The 15,970-nt window shown below is 62.6% G+C and carries 18 protein-coding genes; 4 read left to right on the forward strand and 14 right to left on the reverse strand.

The annotated features are described in order from the left end of the window. Positions 1–4: 4 nt before the first annotated feature. The 3 genes from BFP99_RS31730 to BFP99_RS05130 all read left to right on the forward strand — a co-directional run bounded on the left by BFP99_RS31730 (position 5) and on the right by BFP99_RS05130 (position 881). Entirely contained in the window at positions 5–286 is a 282-nt protein-coding gene (locus BFP99_RS31730) for a hypothetical protein (RefSeq protein ID WP_074846711.1), read from the forward strand. A gap of 101 nt (positions 287–387) precedes the next feature. Further along, the gene (locus tag BFP99_RS05125) at positions 388–642 is read left to right on the forward strand and encodes a DUF6555 family protein (RefSeq protein ID WP_065946784.1); all 255 of its coding nucleotides are present in this window, start codon (positions 388–390) and stop codon (positions 640–642) included. Continuing rightward, positions 642–881 carry a hypothetical protein gene (locus tag BFP99_RS05130; RefSeq protein WP_065946822.1) on the forward strand — a complete coding sequence of 80 codons (240 nt, stop codon included), beginning with the start codon at positions 642–644 and terminating at the stop codon, positions 879–881. The genes BFP99_RS05125 and BFP99_RS05130 overlap by 1 nt, the downstream gene beginning before the upstream one ends. A 42-nt stretch (positions 882–923) precedes the next feature. Here BFP99_RS05130 and BFP99_RS32685 read toward each other — a convergent pair whose 3' ends face one another. Beyond that, on the reverse strand, positions 924–1,103 hold the full coding sequence (locus tag BFP99_RS32685; RefSeq protein ID WP_141690753.1) for a hypothetical protein: 180 nt from the start codon (positions 1,101–1,103) through the stop codon (positions 924–926). 9 nt (positions 1,104–1,112) lie between these two features. Next, positions 1,113–2,039, reverse strand: coding sequence for an NADP-dependent oxidoreductase (locus tag BFP99_RS05135; protein ID WP_065946785.1), 927 nt, complete (start codon positions 2,037–2,039; stop codon positions 1,113–1,115). Positions 2,040–2,217: 178 nt separating this feature from the next. On the opposite strand from BFP99_RS05135, the gene BFP99_RS05140 reads away from it, so the two are divergent. Next, positions 2,218–4,530: an FdhF/YdeP family oxidoreductase gene (locus tag BFP99_RS05140; RefSeq protein ID WP_065946786.1), complete on the forward strand. Its 2,313-nt coding sequence runs from the start codon at positions 2,218–2,220 to the stop codon at positions 4,528–4,530. Here the strand turns inward: BFP99_RS05140 and BFP99_RS05145 are convergent. Genes BFP99_RS05145 through BFP99_RS05200 form a run of 12 tightly spaced genes read right to left on the reverse strand, consistent with a single transcriptional unit; the run spans position 4,502 to position 15,941 of the window. Continuing rightward, positions 4,502–4,756 carry a hypothetical protein gene (locus tag BFP99_RS05145; RefSeq protein WP_065946787.1) on the reverse strand — a complete coding sequence of 85 codons (255 nt, stop codon included), beginning with the start codon at positions 4,754–4,756 and terminating at the stop codon, positions 4,502–4,504. The genes BFP99_RS05140 and BFP99_RS05145 overlap by 29 nt on opposite strands. Position 4,757: 1 nt before the next feature. After that, positions 4,758–5,384, reverse strand: coding sequence for a cytochrome c oxidase subunit 3 (locus tag BFP99_RS05150; RefSeq protein ID WP_065946788.1), 627 nt, complete (start codon positions 5,382–5,384; stop codon positions 4,758–4,760). After that, positions 5,371–6,969: a cytochrome c oxidase subunit I gene (locus BFP99_RS05155; protein ID WP_065946789.1), complete on the reverse strand. Its 1,599-nt coding sequence runs from the start codon at positions 6,967–6,969 to the stop codon at positions 5,371–5,373. Before BFP99_RS05155 ends, BFP99_RS05150 begins: the two co-directional genes overlap by 14 nt. Continuing rightward, positions 6,966–7,898 (reverse strand): cytochrome c oxidase subunit II, encoded by a 933-nt coding sequence (coxB, locus tag BFP99_RS05160; protein WP_065946790.1) that lies wholly within the window; start codon positions 7,896–7,898, stop codon positions 6,966–6,968. The genes BFP99_RS05155 and coxB overlap by 4 nt, the downstream gene beginning before the upstream one ends. Next, entirely contained in the window at positions 7,895–8,695 is an 801-nt protein-coding gene (locus tag BFP99_RS05165) for an SCO family protein (protein WP_065946791.1), read from the reverse strand. Before BFP99_RS05165 ends, coxB begins: the two co-directional genes overlap by 4 nt. Next, entirely contained in the window at positions 8,685–9,035 is a 351-nt protein-coding gene (locus tag BFP99_RS05170; protein WP_065946792.1) for a hypothetical protein, read from the reverse strand. Before BFP99_RS05170 ends, BFP99_RS05165 begins: the two co-directional genes overlap by 11 nt. After that, a complete protein-coding gene (locus BFP99_RS05175) occupies positions 9,025–10,017 on the reverse strand; it encodes a hypothetical protein (protein ID WP_065946793.1) in 993 nt (330 codons plus the stop codon). The genes BFP99_RS05170 and BFP99_RS05175 overlap by 11 nt, the downstream gene beginning before the upstream one ends. Further along, positions 10,014–10,547, reverse strand: a complete 534-nt coding sequence (locus BFP99_RS05180; RefSeq protein WP_065946794.1) for a c-type cytochrome — start codon at positions 10,545–10,547, stop codon at positions 10,014–10,016. Before BFP99_RS05180 ends, BFP99_RS05175 begins: the two co-directional genes overlap by 4 nt. Next, positions 10,544–11,068, reverse strand: coding sequence for a DUF3341 domain-containing protein (locus BFP99_RS05185; RefSeq protein WP_065946795.1), 525 nt, complete (start codon positions 11,066–11,068; stop codon positions 10,544–10,546). Before BFP99_RS05185 ends, BFP99_RS05180 begins: the two co-directional genes overlap by 4 nt. Then, positions 11,061–12,425: an NrfD/PsrC family molybdoenzyme membrane anchor subunit gene (gene nrfD, locus BFP99_RS05190; RefSeq protein ID WP_065946796.1), complete on the reverse strand. Its 1,365-nt coding sequence runs from the start codon at positions 12,423–12,425 to the stop codon at positions 11,061–11,063. Before nrfD ends, BFP99_RS05185 begins: the two co-directional genes overlap by 8 nt. After that, positions 12,415–15,288: a TAT-variant-translocated molybdopterin oxidoreductase gene (locus BFP99_RS05195; RefSeq protein WP_065946797.1), complete on the reverse strand. Its 2,874-nt coding sequence runs from the start codon at positions 15,286–15,288 to the stop codon at positions 12,415–12,417. Before BFP99_RS05195 ends, nrfD begins: the two co-directional genes overlap by 11 nt. Then, complete coding sequence (locus BFP99_RS05200) at positions 15,285–15,941, reverse strand: cytochrome c3 family protein (protein WP_065946798.1); 657 nt, start codon at positions 15,939–15,941, stop codon at positions 15,285–15,287. Before BFP99_RS05200 ends, BFP99_RS05195 begins: the two co-directional genes overlap by 4 nt. Positions 15,942–15,970 lie beyond the last annotated feature (29 nt).

Genomic DNA, 15,970 nt, shown 5'->3' on the forward strand with positions numbered 1-15,970 from the left:
CAGCATGTCTTACAACTTCCAAGGTAACGCGAGCGTAATGACTGCCTCTCGTCATTTGGGCACACCATCGGATGAATGTTTGAATGAGTCAGCCGAGATCCATTTGAGCAGCAGTGGAAAACCAACGATTGCGCGTTTGGACTTCGACAAGCCACTGGATTGGCCGGGTAATCCTAACTTTGTCGCAGTCCATTTACCCGATGGTTCCACCGTGAGTGGCGTCATCGTCGATATAGATCGGCCCACGGATGCGCCCGGCTGGGTCACGTTTACCGTAGATGATTGAGGTGTGATAAGCGCCGGAGCTCATCCATCGAATTGTCGGACAATTTTTTTGAATTTTTTTTGACGTCAAATATCTGTAACTCATGAGCATAAGGAGGTCTCATGAAAGATAACAATCTATTTACCATCGAGTATCAGCTTCACGGTGAACCGAAGTCCTTCATCGTGCGCGCGTCGCAAATGAACAATGCCGAGGCTTGGCATTGGGCCAGCTGCGATGCAGGTGTCGCCGTCATACCCAAATTTGGCCAACACACCCTCAAGCGCGTCTCTAAACCCATGGCGGAAAAATACGGCATTACCCATGTAAGCTGGAGCGCCGCGACGCAGGTACAGTGGGCGGAGGGTCTCGCATGATGAACAGCCAGACGCTTGGTTATACGATGAGACAAGCACGCGATGATGAGGTCGCGCGAAATAACGAGATGTTTTTCGAAGCCGATCGACTGGATGCGCAAGCGTACAAAATCATCGAGTCCTACAGCGGCGACGCGCAGACATGGGCGCGCTTCATCGAAGCGAAGAAAGCTGCAGATGCGCACCGCACCGCCGCTTACCAAGAGTGGATGCGCATTCACCGCGCCAAGCGAAGGTAGCTGACAGCCCTGTCGAAAACAGGGCTGACGCCCGGCCAGGTATCACGCCCCTGACTCAGGGTCTTTTGAAGGCCCGCCAGGGGCGACGCCGCCTTGATCGACGTCCGCCTCCCAGGGGCGGTTGACTGTCGGGTTCTCCGACTTGTCGTTACGCTTTGCCGTATCGGGACGCACCTTTTGCCCGGCATGCCCCGAGGTGTGGGGTTTGGATGGTTGGTTCATGACGCCTCCTCAATCACTGATATGCAGCACGACCTTGCCATGTACATGCTCATTGGCCAGATAATCCAGCGCCTGCACCGCGGCCTCCAACTCGAAAACCTTGGCGATGTAGACCTGCACATTACCGGCCTCGATCAATCCGGCGATCTCTGTCAGCTCCTCGCCACGTGGCGCCGCGGTAAACCGTGCGCCGGTCTTGCCGGCTGCCTGCGGATGGCTGGCGTCGGGCATCGTCAAGGTCGACACCAGTCGGCCCCCCTCCCCCAGCACTTGCCACGAACGCGCCTGGGTGTCGCCGCCGATCAAATCAATCACCAGGTCAAACTCCTTGCAAATGTCCTCAAAACGCTCGGTCTTGTAGTCGATCGCGCGGTCTGCCCCCAGCTCGCGCAAGAACGGCAGGCTGTCCGTGGACGCGGTGGCGTATACCTCGGCACCCTTGACCTTGGCAAACTGCACGGCCAAGTGGCCCACTCCGCCGGTCCCGCCATGGATCAGGACCTTCTGCCCCTGCTCGATCTGTCCGTGCTCCACCAGGGCCTGCCAAGCGGTATGGCCCGCCAACGGTACGCCAGCCGCGACCGGCCAATCCAACGCATGAGGAATACGCGCCAGATGCACCGCCGGTACCCGCGAATACTCGGCATAGCCACCGTCGGCGCCAATCATCGCAAACACCCGATCGCCCTTCTTGAAATCGCTGACGCCCTGCCCGACTTTTTCTACCAGGCCGGCGACTTCACGGCCGAGGGTCAGCGGGAGTTTGTCCTGCTTGACCTCCGGGTATTGGCCTTCACGAATCTTGTAGTCCACAGGGTTGATGCCCACGAAAAAATTCTTGACCAGCACCTCGCCTGCCAGAGGCTCCGGCACCTCGACGTCACAAAACCGCATGACCTCGGGGCCGCCAAACTGCTCAATCCTGATTGCTTTCATGTTACGCACCTCGTTGTCTGTTCAAAGCACACAGGGGTGTGGAGGACCGTCGATGTCCAGGGGTTCACTTGATGTCGAGCAACACTGACAAACGGCAGCTTCCACCCACGAATCCACTCGAACCTTTGCGTCTACCGGCCCGTCCCAACTGTATTCAGCCAAGACCCGGGAGTGCCTGATGCTTATCTACCCCAAAAGCCATTTCCAGCCCTATACCAACGCCTGCGGCGGTTGGGGTTCGGCCAAGTCGGTGATGCAGATCCTGTGGCGCGAACAAGCGCTGGCCAAGGCGCCCGCCGCGCTGTTCAAACAGAACAAGCCCGACGGGTTTGCCTGCGTCAGTTGCGCCTGGGCCAAGCCCGGCCATCCCCATGCGCTGGAGTTCTGTGAGAACGGCGCCAAGGCCACCGCCTGGGAACTGACGTCCCTCAAGACAGACCCGGCGTTCTTTGCCGAGCACAGCCTCAGCGACCTGCGTGCCTGGCCCGACTATGCGCTGGAGCAGCATGGCCGCCTGACCCACCCGCTACGCTACGACCCCGACACTGATCATTACCGGGAAACTTCCTGGGAAGAGGCCTACCGTGAAATCGGCGCCCAACTCAAGGCCATGGACCCCGACAGCGTGGTGTTCTATGCCTCCGGGCGGGCGTCGCTGGAAACCTCGTTTATGTACCAGTTGTTCGCGCGCGCCTACGGCACCAACAACCTGCCCGACAGCTCCAACATGTGCCACGAGAGTACCTCGGTAGGGTTGCAGGAAAGCATCGGCGTACCGGTAGGCACCGTGACCCTGGCAGACTTCGAGCACACCGATTGCCTGTTTTTCTTTGGCCAGAACGTTGGCAGCAATAGCCCGCGCATGCTGCATCAACTGCAAGACGTGCGTCGACGCGATGTGCCTATCATCACGTTCAACCCCCTGCGCGAGCGCGGCCTGGAGCGTTTCGTCAACCCGCAATCCCCCACGGAAATGCTTACGCCCGACTCGACCTTGATCAGCACCCAGTACCATCAGGTAGCAATTGGCGGTGACACGGCAGCGATTACCGGCATCGCCAAGGCGTTGCTGGAAATGGATGACCTCGCCACCGAGCAAGGCAGCCCGGCGGTACTCGATTACGACTTCATCGCCAGCCACACCGACGGCTTCGAAACCTTCACCACCTATGTCCGTGGCTGTGCCTGGCCACAGTTGGAGCACCAGAGCGGGCTGACGCGCGGCGCACTGGAAGCCGCCGCGACCGTGTATGCCCACAGCCAACGCGTGATGTTCGTCTACGGCATGGGGTTGACCCAGCATCGACACGGCGTGGCCAACGTGCAGATGCTGATCAACCTGATGCTGCTGCGCGGCAATATCGGCAAGGCCGGTGCCGGGATCTGTCCGGTACGCGGCCACTCCAACGTGCAAGGGCAGCGCACGGTGGGCATTACCGAAGACCCGAAAAAAGTACCGACGGAGTTGATCGAACAGCACTTCGGCTTCAAGGTGCCGGAGAAAATGGGCATGTGCACGGTGGATGCGTGCGAAGGGATTCTCAGCGGCCAGGTGCGCGGTTTTGTCGGCCTGGGGGGCAACTTTCTACGGGCAATTCCGGACACCTCGCGCATGGAGCCCGCCTGGCAAGGGTTGCACCTGAACGTGCAGGTCGCCACCAAACTCAACCGCACGCACTTGCTGCCAGCGCGTCACCAGTGGCTGCTGCCATGCCTGGGTCGCATCGAAATAAACCGGCAAAATGGCGTGGCGCAAACCTACACCACAGAAGACAGTACCGGCTGCATCCACAGCTGGCGTGGCAGCAGCGAGCCGGTCGGCCCTCATGTGCGCGCCGAAGCCAGCATCGTCGCCGGCCTGGCCATGGCCACCCTCTCCCACCCCTGCAACATCGATTGGCAGGCCTGGAGCACCGACTACGCCAAGGTCCGCACGGCCATCGGGCAGATCTACCCGCAGATATTTCACGACATGGAAAGCCGTATGACCGAGCCTGGCGGCTTCCATCGCCCGATTGCCGCCGCGCAGCGCAAGTGGCTGACCCCGAGCGGCAAGGCGCAGTTCGTCAAGCCCGTGACCCTGGCCGAAGATGACGACGTGAACCTTGCACAACCGGCACGGGATGTCCTGCAACTGATGACGCTGCGCAGCAATGATCAGTTCAACACCACCATTTACGGTTATGACGATCGCTTTCGCGGGGTCAGCGGCACGCGCGAGGTGATTTTCATGCACTGCAACGACATCGTGCGCCTGGGCTTCACGCCCGGCGCGCAGGTAATGTTGACCACTGCCATCGAACCGGAGGTCAAGCGCCAGGTCGGGCCATTCGAAATCATCGCCTACGACATTCCCGAAGGCTGCGCCGCCGCGTATTACCCCGAATGCAACCCGCTGGTGCCACTCTGGCACCATGCTGAACGCAGCAAGGTGCCGGCCGCCAAATCGGTGCCGGTGCGGCTCAGCGCGTCGCCGACTCACCCAGGATGAACACCACCAGTACCAGCAACCACAGCAGGTACACCCATCCAAACAGGCGTACCCAGCCGCGGTGCCGGTAAAGCCCTGAATAGAACAGCAACAACAGCAGGAACTGGCCGGCGGCGGCGAGCATGATCACGCCGCCGAACCCGGGCTGATAGCGAACGCACAATATTTGCACGGCCAGCAACAGCAGCAGCGCCCCATAGACTTTCAACGCGCCCGCCTTGCTCATCTCAACGCCCCACCAGGTAGAGAGTGGGAAACAACAGGATCCAGATCCCGTCAACCAGGTGCCAATACAGGCTGATCATTTCCAGGCGCATCGCGCGCTGGTGAGGCGTCAACCGGTCGCGCTTCAACGCGCTGTACAGCCACAGGGCCAGGCCAACGGCGATCAACACATGCAACCCGTGCAGCGCCGTGGCGATGAAGTACAGGTTCATGAACAGCTGCGCCGACGGCGCCCGCCAGGTTGAGTGATCGGTAAAGCCGGGCAGCACGCCTTCGTGGATCTCCAGGCCGTATTCAACACCCTTGCAGCCCAGGAACAACACGCCCAATCCGGCCGCACCCAGCAGACACCAGCGCACCCGGCGTGGCTCGCTGACGGCCAGGGTCATCAACAAGCTGCTGGTCAACAACAGGACTGTATTGCCTGTAGCCAACAGGTAATGCAGGCCCGCCACGGCCTCCGCCACCCCGTCCGGATGACGCAGCCGAAAGAACCACGCCACCATGATCAGGCTGCCGAACATCATCGCTTCGCTGGCCAGGAACAGCCACATGCCCAGGCGGGCGGCCTCGCGTTGCTGGGCCCAGGCCACGAACGGTTCGGCGGGCCTCTCGTCAGAGCGGATCACGGCGGGCCCCTGGGGAATAATCGTAGGCCTCGAAATCCACCGTCACCGGCGCTTCGAAGTTGTGCAGCGGCGGCGGCGAAGCCACGCGCCACTCCAGCCCGGCCGCCTCCCAGGGATTGATCGGCGCCCGCTCGCCCCAACGCAGGGAGCCGAGCAGGTAGAAAAACGGCAACACGTAGGCCAGCGCCAGGATCGAAGCGCCAGCCGACGACATCACGTTGAGGAACTGAAAGTCCGGGTCGTAACTGTGATAGCGGCGCGGCATGCCCAGGTAGCCCAGCAGGAACTGCGGGAAAAACGTCAGGTTGAAGCCGCAGAAAATCAGGATCGCGGTGATCTTGCCCCACAGTTGCGAGTAAAGCCGGCCGGTCATTTTCGGCCACCAGAAATGCAAGGCCCCGAAATACCCGGCCACGGCGGCGCCGACCATGATGTAGTGGAAGTGCGCGACCACAAAATAGGTGTCATGCGCATGCAGGTCGGCGGCCAGCAGCGCAAGAAACAGCCCGGTCACGCCGCCGACGATGAACAGCCCGATAAACGTCAACGCAAACAGAAACGGCGCATGCAGGGTCAAGTCGCTTTTGTACAGCGTGGCACTCCAGTTATAGGCCTTGATCGCCGACGGAATCGCCACCAGAAAACTCAGCAATGAGAACACCAGGCTGGCATACATCGACTGCCCGGCAACAAACATGTGATGACCCCACACCAGAAAACCGATCACCGCAATCGCCACGCTGGACCAGGCGACAAAGCGGTAGCCGAAAATGCGCTTGTGCCCTGCCGCCGTGATCAACTCGCTGACCACCCCCATGGCCGGCAGAATCATGATGTACACCGCCGGGTGGCTGTAGAACCAGAACAGATGCTGGAACAGCAGCGGGTCGCCGCCCAATTTAGGGTCGAACACACCGATGTTGAACAGGTGCTCGGCGGCCACCAGCACCAGGGTGATCGCCAGCACGGGCGTGGCCAGCACCAGAATGATCGAGGTGGCGTACATCGACCAGATGAACAGTGGCAAGCGCATCCACGTCATGCCGGGCGCGCGCAAGGTATGCACGGTGGCGATGATATTGACGCCGGTGAAGATCGACGAAAACCCGGCAATGAATACGCCGCAGATCACCGCCACCACATGGCCGTTGCTGAACATCGTCGACAACGGCGTGTAGAAGGTCCAGCCGGTGTCTACCCCGCCGAGCAGCAGCGCCAGCAAGGTGAACAGGCCGCCACCCAGCAGCAAGTACCAACTGAACAGGTTCAGGCGCGGAAAGGCCATGTCTTGGGCGCCGATCATGATCGGCACCAGGAAGTTGCCGAACACGCTCGGAATCGACGGAATCAGGAAAAACCACACCATGATCACCCCGTGCAGGGTAAACGCGCGGTTGTAGCCATCGGCGGTGAGCAAATCCCCTTCCGGCGTGACCAGTTCGATGCGGATCAGGCTCGCCGCCAGCCCCCCGGCAAAGAAAAAGAAGGTCACGGTGAGCATGTACAGCACCGCAATACGTTTGTGATCGCGGGTCAGCAACCATGACCGCAGGCCCTGTGCATGCAAATAGCTGGGTTGGCTCATTGGTGTTTCTCCGCAAGTTCGCGCAGGTAAGCGACAAGCCGCTGCACGGCCTCTTCATCCAACAGATTGCTGTAGGTCGGCATGATCGGCAGGTAGCCGGCTACCAACTGTTTTTGCGGCAACAGGATGCTGTCGCGCAGGTAGGCTTCATCAGCTTTTACCTGGCTGCCGTCGGCCAGTTGCACCGAACGGTTGAACACCCCGGCCAGCGGCGGCGCGTTGCCTGAGTCGTGGCAACTGGCGCAACCGTATTGGCGATACAGGGTCTCGCCCTGACGGGCAAGGTCGGCGCTGCTGCCGTTGTCTGCCAGCCAGTGCTCGTAATCGGCGGGGTTGAGCACCACCAGGCGCGCCAGCATTGCCGCGTGGTCGGTGCCGCAGTATTCGGCGCAATACACCTCGTAGGTGCCGCTGTGTTCGGCCTGGAACCACAGCATGCTGTAGCGCCCCGGCAACACGTCTTGCTTGATACGCAGGCTGGGGAAAAACAGGCTGTGGATCACGTCTTCGGAAATCATGGTCAACTTCACCGGGCGCCGGGCCGGCACGTGCAGGGTGTTGATCTCCCGCTGACCGCCCTGGTGCTGGAATTTCCACATCCATTGGCGCGCGGTGACCTGCACTTCCAGCGCATCCTCCGGCGGCGTGCGGGCGATGAAAAACAGCCGCGCCGACAACAGGAAGACCACCAGCGAACCTATGAACGGCAAGATGATCCAGGCCAGCTCGATAGGCAGATTACTTTGCGGGCGATGGTCGCGGTCGGCCGGACGGCCGCGCCGATAGCGCCAGATAAACACCCACAGCGCGACGAACACCGGCACCACGAACAGCGCCATCATGGCGGTGAAGCCGATCACCAGCCAGTCGACCGATACCGCGTAATCCGAGGCTTGCGCCGGCCACAGGCGCAGAAAGTGTTCGTTCATCGCGCCTCCTGACGTTCGCGCCGCACCGCCCGCAAAATCAGCAGGCCGAGCACCAGCACCGTGGCCACGCCTGCCACTTGTAGCAGCAGAATGATCCGGCTGCTGTAGGTGCCGCTCTGCGGGTCGTAGTGGTAGCACAGCAATAACAGTTGTTCCTTGATGGCCCCCAACTTGCCCTGCCCAGCCTCGGTCAATGCCAGGCGCAGGTCGCTGGGCTGATAGCCCAGGCCGTAGAGCCAGCGCGACAGGCGCCCGTCACCCGTTACCACCGCGACTGCCGAGCTGTGGGCGTATTGCTGCTGTTGCGGGTCGAAGCGATAGCCGAAGCCGATCGAGTCCGCCAGGGCCTCGCTGGCCGACGCATCGCCAGTCAGCAGATGCACGCCAGGTTCGTCAGCCAGTGCTGGCCAGTGCTGGCTGAGCTTGGCCAACTCTTCCCGGGCGGCGCCCACGTCTTCGCGGGGGTCGAAACTGAAGGCGATTACCTGGAAGTCACGGCCCAGGCGATAAGGCTGGTTGGCCAGTTGGCTAAACAAAGTCGAAAGCGCCGCTCCGCAGACGTTCGGGCAACGGTAGTACAACGGCACCAGCAATGTAGGCTGGCCCTTGAGCAGATCACCAAGACGCACGAGGCGGCCCTGTTGGTCAGTGAAGCGACTGTCGAGCGCCAAGGGTCGGCCGACGTGGGCCGTATCGATTCCGGCGGCGGTAAAGGGGTCGAATGGCTGCGCGGCGCCCGCTTGCGGCAGCCAACAGCACACCAATACGACGACCAGCAGCAGGCGCTCAATGCTCATCAGGCCAGCCTCGCTCCAGCAGCAATTGCCGGGCCTGTGCCAAGGGCAGGTGCACGATGTGATGCTCACGGTCGACCCAGCCATAACTGTCCAAGTGCAAACGCTGGCGGGCGATTTGCTGCTCACCTGCGTGCCTGGGATCGCCTTGCAGGCGTGGCTCAGGGGGTAGCAAACGCTGACGTTCCAGTGGGCTCATCGGCGGTTGTTGCACCTGTTGACGGTAGGCGCTCAACAACCAGGCCACGCCGCCCAGGCTCAGAACTATGGCCACACCCAGCAGCACCATTACCCGGGCGGCTTTTTTACCGTCAAAATCGTTGGGTTGGTATTCAGCGGTCATGACGCCTCCTTTGCCACTGCCGCCGCCAGATGGCGAACAAGCCTGTGGCATACACGCCCTGGCACAGCACCGCAGTGAGGAATACGCCGAGGGTAGCCTCGGGAAAAATAGACGGCAGGCTGATCCACATCGACTCAACAGCCCCCAACAACAGGATCGCGGCGCAGCCCCACGTCAACACATTCATTCGCCCGCCCCATGGCGACGCGAGTACCACCAGGCACACCAGTTGCCCGGCGACCAACAGCGCCGTCAGTGCGCCCCACCCACCCGTCTCGCGCACGCGGTACCAGGCTGTTTCATGCGCCAGGTCCACCGACCAGATAATCAGGTACTGCATGAACTGCACGTAGATCCAGAACGCCAAGGCGCTTACCAGCAGACCGCGCAACAGCACACACTGGCGTGCGGGCAGCAGCACCACGTTCCAGCACAACACACACAGCCCGGCGAAGGCCAGGCCGTCGAGCAGTTGCCGGGCAATCAACAACAGGCCGAACACGCTGGAGACAAACCCCGCCTGCAACGACATCAGCCAGTCCACGGCGGCCAGGCTCGCCACCAGCGCGTACAGGATCAACCCCGCCGCACTGCGCTTACCCACCCAGCCGTGCAACACCCAGGCAAGCCCGCCGTACACCAGAGTGCGTAACACAAAAAACCACGGCGATAACCACAGGCCACGAAAACCCGGAGCCGCCTGATCGAACCAGGGGTACACCCAGGGCATCGTGACCAGCACCGGCAACAGCATCGGGATGATCAACAACACGGCGCTTGCCCCCAAGCGGCTGCCGGGATCCAGCAAAGGCTGCCAGCGACCGCTGACCAGTGGCGTCAGCAACGCAAGCAGCAGGCAACCCAGCGTGACATTGCTGCCATTGACCGCTGCCGCCAGGGCGCCCGCACCGACCCAGGCAGGCTGCCAGACGCCAAGCACGCCAAGGCCGATAGCGGCAGCCAGTAGCCACCACCGGCTCATTGGCCAGACTCCTCGAAGGCCTGGCGCACAGTCGGCGGCAGCGTTTGCAGGTTGGCGTGCTGGCTCAACTGCAGCACACGCAAGTGGGCGACAATCGCCCAGCGCTCATCGGGCTGAATGCGCGACGCGTAGCCGTACATCAAGCCTTGTCCGTCGGCAATCACCTGCATCAATTGGTCATCGGAGGCGTTCAGCAAGCGCGGTTCGATAAACGACGGCGGTGCCGGAAAACCACGGCCCACCACCAGCCCATCGCCGAGCCCGCTCAGGCCATGGCACGGCGTGCAGAATGTTTGATAACCCGCCTCGCCACGTGCCAGCAAGTCCGCACTCAGGGCCGGCCGTTGGCGGGCCAGCGCTTCACGTTGCAGTTGCCCGCGCGCCACACTGCCGGCGGGAGGCTGGCGACTGCTGAGGCCATTGCCAAACAAGGCGCCGGCGCGCTGTTCGAGTACCTTGGCTTGGCGCGACATGTCATCGCAACCGCTGCACAGCAGCACCAGGCTCAATGCCCATGGCCAGGCATTCATGGCGCCACTTCCTGCACGCTCTGCGCGCGTTCGGCCAGCCAGGCATGGGTCTGGTGAGCGTCAAACAGCGGGTCGCGCGCATCGATAAACAAGAAGAACCCATCATCGCTGGCCGCTTCAAACCCCTCGACGCCGAACAACGGATGATGCAAGCGCGGCAGGCGACTGCACAGCAACAACGTCAACACCGCCGCCGTTGCTGCAAACACCACGGCAAACAGAAACGTCACCACGGCGAATGAAGGCAACGCCACCAAGGGGCGCCCGCCGATGTTCAAGGGATAGGCCCACACCGAACCGATCTGCATCACCAGCGCCAGGACGATGCCCAGCCCGGCCCCCAGGCAGGCCATGCGCCCTACTCGCTTGGCGTCGACTGCCAGTACCGGCTCCAAGGCTTGCAGCGCAAACGGCGCGAAGGCATCCAGCCGCCGATAACCCAGGCCCCACGCGCACACGGCGGCATCCACCAGGGGCTGGGGCGCCCGGAACCGCGCGAGTAAACCCAGGCACTCAGCCATCGCCGCGCTCCTGATGCAGCGCCTGCTTGACCTCGAACGCGGAGACCATCGGCACATAGCGCAGAAACAGGCTATAGGGCACCAGAAACACCCCGAAGCTGCCGATAAACAGCGTCCAGTCCCACAGGGACGGCGTGTAATCGCCCCAGCTGGAAACCAGCAGATCACGCATCTGCGGCGGGATCAGCAGCATGAAACGCTCGGCCCACATCCCCACCAGTACGGCCAGCGCCACCAGTGCCAATCGCGGCGGGCTTTGGCGCACGTTTCGCCACCAGAGCGCCTGGAGCACCCCGACATTGCAGACGATCGCCAACCAGAAACTCCAGGCATGCGCGCCGCTGATGCGCGCAAGCAACACCTCGATTTCATGGGCGTCACCGCTGTAGAACGGCATGAACAGATCGGCCAGGTACCCATAGGTGGTCATCCAGCCGGTGGCCAGCAACAGGCGTCCGAGCATGTCCAGATGGCGTGGGGTGATCAGGCTTTGGATGCACAGCAGCCAGCGCACGGCAATCGCCAGCAGCGCCACCAGGGCGAACCCGGAAAACACCGCCCCGGCCACAAAATAGGCGGGAAACAGGGTGGAATGCCAACCGCTCTGGGTGCCCATGGTCAGCAAAAACGAATAGCCGCTCGACACCGCAAACACCAGCGGAATCGCGAGGATCGCCAGCGCCCGCGTGGTGCGCCGCCACAGCGCCCAATGCCGTTGCGACCCGCGCCAGCCGAGCGCCAGCAAACCATAAGCTACCTGGCGCAGTGGCGTCCTGGCCCGATCACGGGCGCTAGCAAAATCCGGAATGGCGCCCACCATCAGAAACAGCACCGACACCGTGAGGTACGACAGGATCGCAAACATGTCCCAGGCCGTCGGGCTTTTGAATTGCGGCCATAACCCCATTTCATTCGGGTAGGGCATGGTCCAGTAGAACAGCCAGGGTCGACCCAAGTGCAGGATCGGGTACAGCGCGGCGCAGATCACTGCCATCAGCGTCATCAGCTCCGCCAGCCGGTTGAGGGTATGGCGCCAGGGCCGCTCGATCAGCAACAGCAAGGCCGAGATAAAGGTGCCCGCGTGGCCGATCCCCAGCCACCAGATGTAATTGAGGATGCCAAAGCCCCAATGCACCGGCTGATTATTGCCCCACATGCCCACGCCATTGCCCAGCAGCACAGCGACCGAGCCCAGGTACACCAGCAACAACACCAGGCCGACACCGAAGATCCAGCGCCAGGCAACGCGCCGGGGGAACTGCTGCAATGGCCCGAACACCTGCCGCGACACCTGCTGGTCGCTCAAGTCCTTTGGCAGGAAATGCCCGGTGGCGTGCAGCAGCGGCTCAGCCTTCATCGCCGGCGCCCTCCTCCTCGATGCGTGCCAGGTAACTGGTACGCGGCCGTGTGCCGAGGGCTTCCAGCAAGCGGTAATGGCGGGGATCGCGGCGCGCGAGGCTGACAGCGCTGGCGGGGGCGTTGATGTCGCCAAACTGGATGGCCTGGCTGGGGCAGGTTTGCTGGCAAGCGGTGACCACCGCAGAGGGGTCGAAATCGTCGCCGTGTTGCTTGTTGTCCGTGCGGGCGTTGCTGATGCGTTGGATGCAGTACGTGCATTTCTCCATCACGCCGCGCGAGCGTACCGTCACCTCGGGGTTACGTTGGGCCTGGATCGACGGCGCGGCGTCGGCGCTCCAGTCCAGCCAATTGAAGCGTCGCACTTTGTACGGGCAGTAAGAGGCGCACGTGCGTGTGCCTATGCAGCGGTTGTAGACCATCTGGTTCAAGCCATCGCGGCTATGCACGGTGGCGTTGACCGGGCAGCCGGTTTCGCAGGGCGCCTGCTCGCAGTGCATGCAGGGCAATGGCTGGAAGCGCGAACGCGGGGCCTCCAACGGCCCTTGGTAATAATGGTCGATGCGCAGCCAGTGCATGCTGCGCCCCTGGGCGACCTGCTCGGCGCCGACCACAGCAATATTGTTCTCGGCCTGACAGGCCACCACACAGGCATTGCAGCCGGTGCACAGGTCCAGATCAATGACCATGCCCCACTGCGGGCCGCTGTCGGCCACCGGGCTGTAGAGCGACGCGGGAATGGCCTGGGTCGCGAGTTGTGGTTTGGCGCGTGAGACCACACGGATGGGCGGTTCCTGCGCTTCAGGCAACCGGTGATGTGACTGGGTGGCCGCCAAGGGAAAGCGCTCGCCGGTGCTTCGTAGGGAGGCACTGACGGAGAATTGCTCAGTGGGCTTCACCGCGTAACCCAGGCCATCACCGACGCGCCCGGCGTGGCTGCGACCGTAGCCGGTGTATAAGGCAATGACCTGGTCGGCCTGCCCGGGTTCAACCCAGGCCGGTCCGCGCACGGTCTGCTCCGCCAGTGTTACCTCTATACCGTCGCCGTTGCTCACGCCCAACTGTTCGGCCAGGTGTGGCGAAAGCCCGATCACATTGGTCCAGGTCAGGGTGCTGATGGGCTTGGGCAATTCCTGCAGCCAGCCGGAGTTGGCGAAGCGCCCGTCCCACACGGTCGGGTCGGGACGGATGACGGCCTCTAATCCTTCGCCGACGTCGGCCGCCGCGAGGGCAATTGGCGTCATTTCCTCCACCTTGACTGGCGCTGGGGCCGGTTCAATCCAGCCATTGGCCAATGCCTCGCGCCATTGTTGCTGCGCGATATGCGCCCAGGTTGCGCGCACCAGCGCCAAGGCATCGGTCTCGGTTGAGTGCAGCAGCAATTCGAGGACCTGATGCAGGGTGCGCGTCGAATACATCGGTTCGATCAGCGGCTGGACGATGCACGCACTGCCGTCCGCCGCGCGGCCATCGCTCCAACCGTCCAGTGCGTGATTGAGCGGCAGGTGCCAATGGCACTGCGCGGCGCTTTCGTCGTAGTAAAGCCCGACATGCAAGCGAAATGGCACCTGGGGCAGCACATCTTGCAGGTAGGCATTTAGCACCGGATTGCAGTCGAGTATCAGCAAATGAGTCACCGCTTCCTGACTCAATTGCTCAAGCGAACCCCACGACTGATTGGGCTCGTAACCCAATAACCTCGGCACCTGCCAGTCCAACGCTTGGCCTGCGTGCCCCAAGCGCTGGTTAAGCTGCATGACCTGCGCCTGCAACGCCTCGGATGCCTGCTGGCTGATACCGATCAGGCCGCGCCCCGGGTGGGCCTTGAGCGCAGCTGCGGCGTCCTGCACCCACTGCCGTTGCGCCGGGTTCAGGCGCGGCGTTCCGGGCAGGTCCTGGCCCAGCGCCTGACTCAGCGCAAGCAGCAGGCTGGGCAACTGCGATGGCGCCGTGGGCAAGCGCGCGGTGGCGGCAGCGCCGGTGAGGCTCGGAACACTTTCAGCCACGAATACCAACGCGGCGCCCTCACCCTTCGCTGCCTGGCGGCGACGTTCAGCCCAGCCGCGCTGGAGCACCGTTTGATACGGACCGCTGCCCAACGGGTCATACTCCAGGCACACCAGTACCTCGGTCTGTTCCAGGTGAACCTGCGTGGCCAATGGCTGACCGAACGCGCGTTCGCTGGCTCGCAGGGCGGCCGTCTCGGCAAAGGCTTCGCCATGGTACAGGCGCACCTCAGGCCAGCGTTGTTGCAGCTGGTCGAGCTGGCGCTTGAGGGTCGGTGAACTGCTGGCCCCACAGACGATGTGCAAGCCCTTGCCGCGAGCGCTGTCCAACACCTGCTGCTCATGGGCCAGCGCCGCGCGCACGTCCGGCCAACTGGCTTCGCGGCCTTTGAAACGCGGCGCCTGGGAACGGTCCGGGTCATAGAGTTGCAGGATCGCCGCTTGAGTAAAGGCGTCGCAGGCGCCGCCCGACACGGGATGGTCCGGATTGCCTTCAAGCTTGATCGGTCTGCCTGCAACGGTCTTGCCCAAAACGGGCTGGGCAACACCGCCAAACGGGATGGCGGTGGCGTACCAAGCCGGCACGCCTGGCGTCAGATTGACCGGCTGACGGACCGCCGTCACCGCCTGTTCCGGGGTTTTGCCACAGGCGGCCAGCCCCGCCATGGCGATGGACGCCGCCATCAACTGCAGGAAACGCCGTCGATCCATCAGAGGCGCCACACCTGCAAATTCCGCCTCTATCAGTGCTTGAGCGTCAGGGGACTCGGCAAGCGCCTCAAGCCCGCGCCAATAAGCCTGCCCCTCAAGTCCGGCCAGTTGTTCACGCACAACGGAGAAGTCCAGCGGCTTACTCATCGGTGGCACGTCCCGCAGTCGGTAAGGCCCCGGGTATCGATGTGCCGCGCGGTCATCAGGCGCTCACCCAATTGGCGACGGTCCTCGGAAGGCTTCCACTGCATATTGGTGACCTGCTCCAGGGGGCGCAGATGGGGCGCCGGATCACGGTGACAGGCCAGGCACTGGCCCATGTTCAGCGGTTGCGCCTTGAACATCAGTTGCATGCGGTCGACCTGACCATGGCATTCACTGCAGCCGACGCCGGCGTTCACATGGACGCCGTGATGGAAATACACGTAGTCGGGCAGCTTGGCGACGCGTTGCCAGTGCAAGGGCTCAAGTTCACGCAGGCTCTTGCGCAACGGCTCCAGTACATCGGCATGTGTCCATACCTGGGAATGACAACTCATGCAGGTTTCAGTGGGCGGCAGGCTGGCCATCGCGGAGGACTGCACCGCGCTGTGGCAATAACGGCAGTCGATCTTGAGTTCGCCCGCATGGTGGGCATGGCTGAAGGGCAACGGCTGCTCGACCACCCAGTTACGGCCGGTGCGGTAGTCGGTGCTGTCCAGAGTCAACGCCACAAGCAAACCTCCCGAGAGCCCGGCGATCAGCAGCAACAGTCCTACGCGCAGCCAAGTATCGGCCGAGCGCCTGAAGATCTGCGTCATTGCCGGATTCTCATGTCCATGTCCTTAAC

The organism is Pseudomonas sp. 1 R 17 (genome assembly GCF_900067035.1).
Lineage (GTDB): Bacteria > Pseudomonadota > Gammaproteobacteria > Pseudomonadales > Pseudomonadaceae > Aquipseudomonas > Aquipseudomonas marginalis.

Coding starts and splice junctions, on each gene's coding strand:
- BFP99_RS05135 (WP_065946785.1), bottom strand. CDS start 2,039: ATGAAAGCAATCAGGATTGAGCAGTTTGGCGGCCCCGAGGTCATGCGG.
- BFP99_RS05200 (WP_065946798.1), bottom strand. CDS start 15,941: ATGACGCAGATCTTCAGGCGCTCGGCCGATACTTGGCTGCGCGTAGGA.
- BFP99_RS05170 (WP_065946792.1), bottom strand. CDS start 9,035: ATGACCGCTGAATACCAACCCAACGATTTTGACGGTAAAAAAGCCGCC.
- BFP99_RS05125 (WP_065946784.1), top strand. CDS start 388: ATGAAAGATAACAATCTATTTACCATCGAGTATCAGCTTCACGGTGAA.
- BFP99_RS05195 (WP_065946797.1), bottom strand. CDS start 15,288: ATGAGTAAGCCGCTGGACTTCTCCGTTGTGCGTGAACAACTGGCCGGA.
- BFP99_RS05185 (WP_065946795.1), bottom strand. CDS start 11,068: ATGGCTGAGTGCCTGGGTTTACTCGCGCGGTTCCGGGCGCCCCAGCCC.
- BFP99_RS05165 (WP_065946791.1), bottom strand. CDS start 8,695: ATGAGCATTGAGCGCCTGCTGCTGGTCGTCGTATTGGTGTGCTGTTGG.
- BFP99_RS31730 (WP_074846711.1), top strand. CDS start 5: ATGTCTTACAACTTCCAAGGTAACGCGAGCGTAATGACTGCCTCTCGT.
- BFP99_RS32685 (WP_141690753.1), bottom strand. CDS start 1,103: ATGAACCAACCATCCAAACCCCACACCTCGGGGCATGCCGGGCAAAAG.
- BFP99_RS05140 (WP_065946786.1), top strand. CDS start 2,218: ATGCTTATCTACCCCAAAAGCCATTTCCAGCCCTATACCAACGCCTGC.
- BFP99_RS05155 (WP_065946789.1), bottom strand. CDS start 6,969: ATGAGCCAACCCAGCTATTTGCATGCACAGGGCCTGCGGTCATGGTTG.
- BFP99_RS05130 (WP_065946822.1), top strand. CDS start 642: ATGAACAGCCAGACGCTTGGTTATACGATGAGACAAGCACGCGATGAT.
- BFP99_RS05180 (WP_065946794.1), bottom strand. CDS start 10,547: ATGAATGCCTGGCCATGGGCATTGAGCCTGGTGCTGCTGTGCAGCGGT.
- BFP99_RS05145 (WP_065946787.1), bottom strand. CDS start 4,756: ATGAGCAAGGCGGGCGCGTTGAAAGTCTATGGGGCGCTGCTGCTGTTG.
- nrfD (WP_065946796.1), bottom strand. CDS start 12,425: ATGAAGGCTGAGCCGCTGCTGCACGCCACCGGGCATTTCCTGCCAAAG.
- coxB (WP_065946790.1), bottom strand. CDS start 7,898: ATGAACGAACACTTTCTGCGCCTGTGGCCGGCGCAAGCCTCGGATTAC.
- BFP99_RS05175 (WP_065946793.1), bottom strand. CDS start 10,017: ATGAGCCGGTGGTGGCTACTGGCTGCCGCTATCGGCCTTGGCGTGCTT.